This is a genomic window from Longicatena sp., from assembly GCF_982403165.1.
Genome location: NZ_CEVYEL010000002.1, coordinates 78,917 through 88,082, shown reverse-complemented (window position 1 = coordinate 88,082; position 9,166 = coordinate 78,917). Strand labels below are relative to the sequence as shown.

The window sequence follows — 9,166 nt, the reverse complement described above, 5'->3', positions numbered from 1 at the left end:
GTATTTTCTTATATCATTATACATATTAAGTATACCATGAGATTTCTCATAAAAAAGGACTTATATATTCTAACAGCCATAAGAAAAGCCTTGCATCATCAAGGCTTAACACTTTTTTTGCTTATTTCTTTTTCCCTTTTTTTCGATCATTTGCACGCTGAACAGCCTCACGATAGTACACATCATCACGGATGCGATAAACGCTTGTAAAGCCGAATAGTTTAATCAGTACAAACATGACCAACAACAAGCTGATCAGTATGATGAAAAACATCAAACCAAAATAGAGAAATGCTGCCTGATTTGGTAATATCGTATGTAAAAAAGCTTTTATATAATCACTTGCTAAAAGAAACACGACAAACAAAATCATGTACATGCTTGTTTTGGTTTCAATATAAATTTTCTTCTGACACTTTTCACAACATACGGTGGAATTAAAGCGAAAGATAGAATAGGTGAATTCATGCCCGCAATGCGGACATCTTACGTTTGTATGAAACATATCATTACCTGCTTTCTGTATCATAAGGCCAGTGGATGATTCCGCCGATATTATAAGCATTGGCATAGCCTGCATCCTTTAGTCTTTTCACTGCCGTACGTGAGCGCTGTCCGCTGCGGCAATATACATACAATGGCTTCTCTTTAGGCAGCATTGTATAGCTTTCATGAAATCGGCTCAATGGCATGTTGATTGCCTGAGGAAGATGACCCGATGCATATTCATCCGCTTCTCTGACGTCGACTAAGACTATATCCTGATGCTCATCCAATGCCTGTTTAACCTCTTCCATCGTTTTATCGAATTTTAAGAAAAACATCTTGCTCCTCCTTTAATCCACGAATAGATAGCCGCAGAAAATATATAGCATGTTCATATAAAAGGCATCAATTCCAATCAAAGTGAATACATTTTGCATAATTGGCAAAGTAAAATACCCCAATTGCATAAAAAGCATCAAAATCACCACAAGGATTGCCACAACTTTTTTAAACACGGCATTGCTGCGTTTCTTACGGCTCTTATTTAAGGAAACACCAAAGAGGAATAAGGCACTGACAATGAGGATAACCATTAAGGTATGCACAAAGCTTCCATGCAGATAGGTTTCCAACAAGCGGGAAAGAAATGCGGATAAAACGATGATCAACAGTGGAAACCCAAGACGTTTCACATCTTCCATCGTTTAGTTTTCCTCCAATAAAACAACCTGCTTCATGACATCGCCATTGCGCATTTGACGTACTGCGCCCATATTATCTGTCACTTTACCAAATACGGTATGCACACCATCTAAATGTGGCTGTGGGCAATGACAGATGAAGAACTGACAACAACCGGTATCTTTACCACGATGTGCCATGGACAAGCTTCCTTCTTCATGACGGTGAGGATTATTTGCTGTTTCACAAGGAATCGTATATCCTAAATCCCCTGTACCATTTCCATAAGGGCAGCCTCCCTGTGATACGAAGTTTTTAATGACACGATGGAATGTCTTCCCATCATAATAACCTTCTTTCATCAATTTCACAAAGTTTTCGACAGTGATAGGTGCATCATCCGGATATAATTCAAAAGGAATCTCCGCACCATTTTCCATCACAATTTTACCATGTAATAACATAATCAATTCGTCCTTTCTTACTCATTTTTCTTACCTACTATACAATAAATAATGATAAATTACAACTGCCTATACAAGCAGAACAACCTGTTTACTATTGATTAGGCGAATCCTTCTGCCTTTAAAGATTTCATTGCCAAATACCCCATCAAAAGTAAAGCCGTTAAATAAATCACAGCGCCCACTCATCGTATCCTTTAAAGTGATAGCACCACGATCTAAGGTCACCTGTAGCTGTTCCACAATTTTCATTGGGAGTTTTTCAAATCCATGCACCCCAAAGCCCATAGCATGGCCTTCACAGATGATTTGCAGCTGTTCCTTTTCGATGAACTGATCAGAAAGCCAGCTCACTTTAGAACCACTATCAAAGCCGAAAAGGGCAATTTCTTGATTCTTCTTCTGACATAAAAAAACCGGAAAACTCCCCATGATCATATTACGACAAGGAAAACGGAACTTATTTTTAACGACTTTAAACTGTTTCGCAATATCATCCATTTCAAAATCAAGCTGTGATAAAACATCCCAGCCGATAATACCATCAAATCCCATCAGATCGATGTTTCCAAAACGCATGGCAAAGTCTTTCTCATCCAGTATGACCATCGGCATATGATGATATTGCAAAGCGCCCATACGCAGTTGTTTCACGATGCAGCCACTTAAAGCTTTCTCTTTTCCGCCAATACTGCCGATTCCGATTCGTCCGGTGGCAGGTATGGCTTCAACTTTTTTTACGCAAGTCGATCTCAGCCCACTGATTTGTGCCCCCGTATCTATTAAAAAGGTACATGAAATCTGATTCACCTCAACCGGTATTGCCAAAAGGCCAAATAAATTACGTTTCATCGGTATTGAAAAAGATTCTTGAAACAGTCGCCGATCGACCATATACGACTTTTGTAAAATGGCTTCCTGCGCTTGTCTACAACCATTTAAAAATGTGGGTGTTAAAATTTTATTTTGTAGGTTGTCATAGGTTGCTTTGTCTATGAAAACCGGTGGGCAGGTTCTTGTTTTGCATCTATGCATGTCATCACTCCTGTATGTATGATTATAACATATCTTACGTAAAACACTTTGTTTTATGAAGGCTTTTCCCTTACTTTTTTGTTTAAAAATGCTATAATGATGTACAGCGGAGGTATGAAGTATGAAAATGAATAAAGATCGTCTTGTCGTTATGAGCGTACAAGGCAGTGTTGACCATCCAAGCATGGCGGGAAATGCTTACCGTGTCGGCTATGATGGTTTTGGACGTATACCGATGGCGACCGGCGGCATCGTTTACAATTATAAAATCAAAGATTCCTGTATGGGTATTGCCGGCGATCATGTAGAACCAGGTGTAAGCTTAAAAAATCCGGTGGAAAGAGAAAATAATGCTTTGCAGGCATTTGCCTGTATCGGTAATCAAGCTCGTATCATCAGCGGAGATGCCAAAGGTAGAATCGGCTATGTTACAGGTAAGCATGGCGGTATCGATCATGTCATGGTCTATTTTGATGAAGAAACATTAGATTTAATGACCTGTGAGGATAAGGTGCATATCAAAGCATGCGGACAGGGGTTAAAGCTGTTAGATCATGAGGAAATTCATGTGATGAATATTGATCCTTCTTTATTGGAAAAGTTAAACATCAAAGAACATGAAGATAGCATAGAAATCGGTGTTACAACCATTGTTCCTGCGCATTTGATGGGAAGTGGCTTAGGCAGTGCGACAACCATGTTAGGGGATTATGACATCATGACACAGGATAAAAAAGCCAACGAAACCTATCACATCAATGACTTGCGTTTTGGCGATATCGTTGCTGTTTTAGATCATGATAATCATCACGGACCTCATTATCTGGAAGGTGCCATCACCATTGGTGTTGTTGTTCATTCCGATTCCTTTACCAGTGGACATGGCCCGGGCTTAACGGTGATTCTTTCCAGCAAGACAAAAACAATCAAACCATTTATTGATAAAGATGCCAATATCGCAAATTATCTTGGCATTGAATAAAAGAAAAAGAAATCCTGACAGGTATTCAGATAGACTCCTATACCTCATGGATTTCTTTTTTCTCGTATTTGATTATTTGATCTTGACTAGCTGTACTTTGCCCCAGCTGCCATAATGACGCACGTTTGCTATTGTTACATAACTGCGCACCTTAATCTGATATTGTTTACCACTGCTAAGTGTATGCAGTTGATAACAATTCCTGCTTGTTTGGTTATAGTTCCAATGATTACTGCCTTTTGCACAATAAGCAATCTGAACACCACTGGCTCCAACAGCCTTTTTATAAGATACATTGATAGCTTTGTGTTTGCTCGTGGTGAGATGCAGTTTAAGCGGCTGTTTGGGAACAATGGTAAAGGTTTTACACATACTGCCACCATAACCGCCTTTTCCAATAATCTTTAAGGTAGCTTTTCCACATTTTTTATTTGTTCCATATTGAATCGTATAATCCCTATTCTTCTTTAATACTGTTTTGCCATACGTTAATGTCACGTTTGGCTGAATTGCTTTTCCACTATAGCTTTGATTGCTTAGCTTGTTCATGCTCACTGTCGCAATATCACGTTTTTTAATTTTAAAAGTCTTTGTCATACTTCCTGTATAATTGCCTTTTCCCTTTACGATGACTTTAGCTATTCCAGAATTAACATTATGAGCATAAGAAAGGGTATAATCTCTTCCGTTTTTTAAAGTCACAGAGCCATAATTCAATAAAGGCAATGGTTTTTGGGCAGAGCCTGTATAAGTCCGTGTTGCTAATGGCTTATTACTTACGGATGTCAGATTGCGTTTATGAATAATAAAACTTTTTGTAAGACAGCCGCCATAATTCCCTTTCCCTTTGATAATCAACTGTGCCGTACCGGCATTGCTGTTATTCTTATACGATAAGGTAAAATCAATACCGTTTTTTAATGTCGTCGTTCCATATTTTAAAAGTGGTAATGGTTTTTGCGCACAGCCTGTATAAGTTTTAGACGGTATGGCATCCACATGGATGCTTTTTGCATAGATTGCCCGCCGTAAGATCTTATAAGTGACATCCTTACTGCCAGCATAAGCATTTAAACCCTCAATGTGAACAGAAGCCGTACCGGATTTCACATTATTGTGATAGGTCAATTTATAATCTTTACCATTTCGCAAGGTGGTTGTTCCATACGTTAGAGTAAGTGATGGAGAATGTGGTTTCCCATCGTAAATATAAGAGGTTGCAGATAATTTGACTTTTGCCTTTGCTATATCATCATGATGCTGCATCGTAAATGCTTTCACACGAAAACATGCGTTGATATTTGCCATATCATACCAGTCATGATGGACATAGAGAAAGCTTTGATCTGATTGAATCTGTTCTTTGAAATTGATCCATCCATAATTTTTGTTTTCAGCCACATACAAACCAGTCGTATCCCCGTAATGATTCTTACATGTCACAACAACGGCATAATAAGTATGTGGTTTTACACAGACATGATGCGTAAGCGGTATCGTGTAAATACCAGCATATTTGCGATAACCTTTCACCGGCATCGATAAAGCTTTGCTGCCACTGTAAGGATCTTGTTTGTCTTTCAGGTTGGTATATACTTCTACCTCATAATCTGTATCTGCTCCTGAAAAAGCAATGGAAACAGCCTCAACATATTCAGGTGAAGTACTCGTACCTTTCTGTGCCTTAAACACATTGGCAACTGTCACTTCACCGCCGGCGGTATATTCTGAAAGAGCTGCGGAACCATCATAGAAATAATTATTTTCATAGGTATCTTTCGCCATATACTGATAAGCTACTACAGCATTGACTGGCTGATCATATGACAGATAGAAATAGCCTGCATCATTGGCATGTGTACCCCAGCTGTTCTTAACGATCCATGCTCCATCATGTTGCGGTTTTATGGAAAACTTGTTTTTCGAAATTGTATCATCATAGCCAACAATAGTCACCGCATGATCAAAGCGTTTGCTGCCATCATAGAAATATTTGGCATATACCGACATCTTTTGAACGGCTATACCAGCCGATACACTGCCATAATCAAGAATGGCCTGTTTGATAGAGGTAATATCATCATCGGGCAAGAAAACAGCATCTTTCATGATATAGGAAGGTTGATAGGCATTTGCTTTTTTAATACCTGCTAACATCGTTGTCTCATTATGTGTATAAGGTGCATTATCTTCATCTGTGGGACTGATCCACTGTGATAAGGCAAAAGCACTTGTCCAGTTATTACCTCCATTATCTAAAAAACCTAGTTTACCGGTTGATGTCGGATCATTGGTATCCCCTGCGGTATTGCCCAATGGATCATTTAAGCGGTTATAAAAACGATACGCAAATTGCAGTTCTGATAAATCAACGGCATTTGGATTATTTACAATTCCACTTTTTAACAGATTTGTTTCAGCGGCTGCCATGGTTGTAAATGCCCAACAATCTCCGTATGGATTTTGATCCTTAATCGGTGTAACATGGTGTTGTTTTCGATTATCGTAGGATGTAGGCAGCGCAGAGCGATATAATTGTCTGCTGTTATTCGGCTTTTGTACTACATAATCAATCGCATGATAATTATTCCCCCCCTGTTTTGGACTATCGATTTGCTTTGCTGTTAAAAGCTGTATATTTCCCAGAAACAAACAAAGTAATAAAACAAAAGACCATAACTTCTTCATAACCTCACCTTCTTTTACTCATCATAACACAAGAATGATAAAATATGAAATTAAATGTGACATTTATGTGATTTTCGTTATTAAAAAGCAAGTTAAATGACACATTTAAGCAAATATGTTATACTTAAAACCAAGGAAAGAAAAGGAGGTTGGCAGATGGCTGTAACAACATATATTTGTGGAATTTGTGGCTATGTATATGATGGTGACGACTTCTTAAAAGAAGCTGATGATTATCGTTGTCCATTATGTGATCATGGAAAAGATGCCTTCAACGAAAGAAGCTTTGACCATGAAGTAAATTTAGCAAGTGATGAATATCACCGCGTGAAAAAAGAAGAAACGAAATAATGTTGGATGTCCGCTTTGGTACATCCTTTTTTTCTTATCATGAAAAAAGATAAAAAAAAGGCATAGCCTGAAACAGCTATGTCTTAAAGTGCTTAATCTCTATTTCCTACAAAGCGTAAGATATATAAGAAGATGTTAATGAAGTCCAGATATAAATCAAAAGCTGAATAAATTGACAACTTGCTCAGCATACTTTCATCACCTTCATAGCTATGATACAACGCCTTCATTTTCTGTGTATCATATGCTGTTATACCGGTGAATAATAATAAGCCAATTGCTGTAAAGCCGCGTGTCGTAATATCCATACCCAACAATGTCATCACAACTTCTACGATAATCAACGTTAATAAACCACCCATCAAGATTGGCCCAAAGCGCAATAGGTTCATCTTTGTCGTATAGCCGATAATGACCAAACAGCCAAAATATACAGCCGTAATCCCAAAGGCAATACCGATAGAACCTAAGTCATAGACAAAAGCCAGTGTGGAAAAAGTGACTCCCATTAAGATGGAATATGCCACAAAAAGAATGCGTGCCGTCGCTGCTTTCATTTTCGCCAAACGTGCCGCGAAAGCAACGGCTACACCAAGCTGCGCAAATAACAACAACATAGGCGCTATTGGATAAGATACATATAAGCGCAAAGTCATGTTCGTTGTTACCATGCCAAATGCTACCAAAGCCGTAATCAATAAGCCAAGTCCCATCCACGCAAATGTTTTTATCGCATGTTGTTGTATGGTTGTGACATGATATTCGGTTTCAAAATTTAATTCATCATTGTTATGAAACATACATATACCTCCTGTTTAAGTTATAGTATACACTTTTTTATGAAACTTGAAAACTGAAATCCTTTAATTTTTTAATCCGAGTGCTTTTAAAACACCTGTACTGATGGCCTGTGCAATTCGCTCTTGTCCTTTCGCATCACTTAATATGGAAACATCCTTGGGATTGGAGATAAACCCGGTTTCCACCAGAATACTAGGAATTTGATTATAATACAACAGTGATAAAAAAGATTCCCTATCATCCCGCAATCCACGGCTTTTGGTATAGCCATCCGTACGTAAAGCAAGTTCCATATGCTCAGCGATTTTCTTACTGCCTGATTGACGGGTACTGTACCATACCTCACTGCCCGCTGTCTTATCCTTTGCTTCATCACTATAATTGGTATGTATGGAAACAAATATATCCGCTTGACTGGCATTCGCCATGTGACTGCGGGTATTTAAATCATCTACATTATTACTTTTCCATGAGATTGTATCACTTTCTCTTGTATACAACACCTGTACCCCTTCCTGCTTTAACAATTCTCCTGTCTTTAAGGTAATGGATAAGGTGATATCTTTCTCTTTTTTCCCTTGTTTACTTTCGCTCCCCGCATCATATCCGCCATGACCGGCATCTAGCATCACTTTAAACTTTGCCGCCTTTTGTTTTTGCTGTTTTTCTTTCGCAAGCTTTTGTTTTTGCTGTTTTTGATACTCTTCCATCAATTTTTGCTGACGCTGGGCTTCTTTTTTATTCATTCTATCCTGTGCATAAGATTCACGTATCGCAGGAACAATCAAAAAGCATAGCACTAACAGCGTAAAAAAGATGGCATGACGCTGTACGATATTGCGCTTCATGAAGACCTCCTTTCTAAATCCTGCAAAATGTCCATGATGATATCGTAAGATTCACTCTTTTTATCCAACTTATTTTGATAGCGTAAAAAGATCTTGCGCGTTTTTTCTTCATCATCATCTAAATAAGCCAAGCCATAATGCAAGATGACATCCGTAGGATCACTGTGCGTCTTTAATAACTTTAAAAACAGCTGTTCTCCCTTCACGGAGTTAAATGTAAGATAGGCTTGCGCCTGTTCATATTGTAGCATGACTTTGGTGAAGGTATTCGTTTTCGTGAAAATTTGTAAATATTTATCCACAAAAGCGACGATGCGTTTGGCATATGGTTTTTCTTGTCTTGCCAATTGCTGCATGGTATCTAGCATTTCCGCCAGCATGCTTATGATATCAACACCATCATTTACCTGATAAACGATACCTTCAAGACTATCCAAGGAAAAGGTTTTGGCCAGTTTCAGCACCTTGCGAAAGTTCATTTCCAGTGCATCCACTCTTTGCTGATCATCTGATAGTTGCATAGCCTGTACAAAATCACGGGATACTATCCCATAATGAATGAACGAAAACGTTTCGCGTCGAGCAATTTCTAACACAGCCTCATCTATGAAATCTTTGGGATATGGGCTATTGTCGTCTTGTATGATACAGCTATCAAATATGGCATCCGCCACTTGCAGATCATTGAACGTTTTTTTCAGGCTTTCATAAATTGCTTCATAACTCCAGTCGCAGCCTAATAACTGTAAATGACGTTGCAGTTCTTCCTTTGACATTTGTTTCAATTGCACCATCATAATGTCATAGGGGATTTTTTTATGTGTATTCAA

Annotated in this window: 11 protein-coding genes; 2 read left to right on the top strand and 9 right to left on the bottom strand. The window is 38.4% G+C overall.

The window, feature by feature from the left end; genetic code table 11:
• Positions 1-121 precede the first annotated feature (121 nt).
• From AC1VS3_RS00850 to AC1VS3_RS00830, 5 genes are all read right to left on the bottom strand, one after another.
• Complete coding sequence (locus AC1VS3_RS00850) at positions 122-505, bottom strand: hypothetical protein (protein WP_008689269.1); 384 nt, start codon at positions 503-505, stop codon at positions 122-124.
• Between the two features lie 4 nt (positions 506-509).
• Complete coding sequence (locus AC1VS3_RS00845) at positions 510-824, bottom strand: rhodanese-like domain-containing protein (protein ID WP_008689270.1); 315 nt, start codon at positions 822-824, stop codon at positions 510-512.
• A 12-nt stretch (positions 825-836) separates the two neighbouring features.
• The gene (locus AC1VS3_RS00840; RefSeq protein WP_008689271.1) at positions 837-1,187 is read right to left on the bottom strand and encodes an amino acid permease; all 351 of its coding nucleotides are present in this window, start codon (positions 1,185-1,187) and stop codon (positions 837-839) included.
• Positions 1,188-1,190: 3 nt separating this feature from the next.
• Complete coding sequence (locus tag AC1VS3_RS00835) at positions 1,191-1,631, bottom strand: peptidylprolyl isomerase (protein WP_008689272.1); 441 nt, start codon at positions 1,629-1,631, stop codon at positions 1,191-1,193.
• Between the two features lie 69 nt (positions 1,632-1,700).
• A complete protein-coding gene (locus AC1VS3_RS00830; RefSeq protein WP_008689273.1) occupies positions 1,701-2,666 on the bottom strand; it encodes an aspartyl protease family protein in 966 nt (321 codons plus the stop codon).
• Between the two features lie 121 nt (positions 2,667-2,787).
• Between AC1VS3_RS00830 and AC1VS3_RS00825 the strand changes: the two genes are divergently transcribed.
• Positions 2,788-3,648 carry a DUF4438 domain-containing protein gene (locus AC1VS3_RS00825; RefSeq protein WP_008689274.1) on the top strand — a complete coding sequence of 287 codons (861 nt, stop codon included), beginning with the start codon at positions 2,788-2,790 and terminating at the stop codon, positions 3,646-3,648.
• 72 nt (positions 3,649-3,720) lie between these two features.
• Here AC1VS3_RS00825 and AC1VS3_RS00820 read toward each other — a convergent pair whose 3' ends face one another.
• A complete protein-coding gene (locus AC1VS3_RS00820; protein WP_008689275.1) occupies positions 3,721-6,336 on the bottom strand; it encodes a C1 family peptidase in 2,616 nt (871 codons plus the stop codon).
• A gap of 156 nt (positions 6,337-6,492) precedes the next feature.
• On the opposite strand from AC1VS3_RS00820, the gene AC1VS3_RS00815 reads away from it, so the two are divergent.
• Positions 6,493-6,687 carry a rubredoxin-like domain-containing protein gene (locus AC1VS3_RS00815; protein ID WP_008689276.1) on the top strand — a complete coding sequence of 65 codons (195 nt, stop codon included), beginning with the start codon at positions 6,493-6,495 and terminating at the stop codon, positions 6,685-6,687.
• Positions 6,688-6,779: 92 nt separating this feature from the next.
• Here AC1VS3_RS00815 and AC1VS3_RS00810 read toward each other — a convergent pair whose 3' ends face one another.
• The 3 genes from AC1VS3_RS00810 to AC1VS3_RS00800 form a co-directional block, all read right to left on the bottom strand.
• Complete coding sequence (locus AC1VS3_RS00810; RefSeq protein ID WP_008689277.1) at positions 6,780-7,487, bottom strand: Bax inhibitor-1/YccA family protein; 708 nt, start codon at positions 7,485-7,487, stop codon at positions 6,780-6,782.
• A 63-nt stretch (positions 7,488-7,550) separates the two neighbouring features.
• Positions 7,551-8,336, bottom strand: coding sequence for an N-acetylmuramoyl-L-alanine amidase family protein (locus AC1VS3_RS00805; protein WP_008689279.1), 786 nt, complete (start codon positions 8,334-8,336; stop codon positions 7,551-7,553).
• Positions 8,333-9,133, bottom strand: a complete 801-nt coding sequence (locus AC1VS3_RS00800; RefSeq protein WP_227160624.1) for a hypothetical protein — start codon at positions 9,131-9,133, stop codon at positions 8,333-8,335. Before AC1VS3_RS00800 ends, AC1VS3_RS00805 begins: the two co-directional genes overlap by 4 nt.
• Positions 9,134-9,166: the final 33 nt, after the last annotated feature.